This is a genomic window from Vibrio sp. Vb0888, assembly GCF_033338835.1.
GTDB lineage: Bacteria > Pseudomonadota > Gammaproteobacteria > Enterobacterales > Vibrionaceae > Vibrio > Vibrio alginolyticus.
Window position 1 is genome coordinate 1 of sequence record NZ_JAWOTL010000279.1, and the last position, 1,107, is coordinate 1,107.

Here is a 1,107-nt window from a genome sequence, read left to right on the forward strand (position 1 = left end):
GTTGATGGACAAGATGATTTCGATGACGACAGCGATGCAATGCAAGCATTGGTGGGGTATCGCTTTAACCGTTACTTAGCGTTGGAAGGTGGCTGCATTGATTTTGGTAGCTATGGTAACAACTTGGCTAATGCAGAGACGGATGGTTATACCGCAGCATTGAAAGTGACGGCTCCAATCACCGATAGAGTGGATGTGTACGCGAAAGGTGGCCAAATGTGGTATTCGACAGATTATAACGTTGCTGGATTCCATGGAAACAAAGATGACGAAGGTGTATTTGCTGGTGCCGGTGTGGGCTTCAAAGTAACGGATAACTTTTTAGTTAACGCAGAATACACTTGGTACGATGTGGAACTGAATGCAGAAAATGTATTTGATGGTGCGAATACAAATACAGACTTTAAACAAGCATCTTTAGGTGTGGAATATAGATTCTAATATTGCTAATAATTCTAATCCATAATAAAAATGCGAAGCTTAAATAGCTTCGCATTTTTTGTTGTGTTATATGAACCAGACCTGAAATTCTTAGTAAGGAGAAAATTGAAGAGACTATTTTACTCACTCAATCTGTTGCTAATGAAGCAAGAGCACCACCTAAACTATGACCTACGCAGTGTATTACCTTTGGTGCTTTTATGTTCTTTTTCGAATAACCAGCGATGCATGCTGCAAGTTGTGGCTTTATTGTATTGAAGAGATTTACAAAACCAGCATGTACTCTGTAACCGGATGAAGTATCTGATATCCCAAAAGCTTAGAAAACTTTAAATTGAAAAGCATATAGTAAGTACACACTTTCTATCTTTTAATGAGTACTTTTGAATTCTCATGTGTGGTTGGTGTTGTACTTATGAGCGTATAGTCTGCTACTTAATACTCAACGAGTTTTTATCAGCATAGGTTGTAAAGTTACGCAGTAATGCTTGTGATAAGTCATCAGGTAGTATGAGTGCCTGAGAAAAGAAGACAATATGATTGTTGATACAAAAAAGGCCACCCGAAGGTGGCCTTTTCCAAACGTTTGGTGGAGCTGGCGGGACTCACCTTCAACTGCCTTAAAAAAAACAGTTACTTCAATAGGTTAGGGTGTTTGTGATTTTT

Annotated in this window: 2 protein-coding genes; one reads left to right on the forward strand and one right to left on the reverse strand. The window is 38.8% G+C overall.

All coding sequences use genetic code 11. From position 1 onward, the window contains the following. Positions 1-441 (forward strand): outer membrane beta-barrel protein (locus tag R7P72_RS25615; RefSeq protein WP_318111047.1); only part of this gene is annotated, 441 nt, incomplete at its 5' end. Between the two features lie 127 nt (positions 442-568). Here the strand turns inward: R7P72_RS25615 and R7P72_RS25620 are convergent. Continuing rightward, the gene (locus tag R7P72_RS25620; protein WP_256931919.1) at positions 569-751 is read right to left on the reverse strand and encodes a lipase family protein; all 183 of its coding nucleotides are present in this window, start codon (positions 749-751) and stop codon (positions 569-571) included. Positions 752-1,107: the final 356 nt, after the last annotated feature.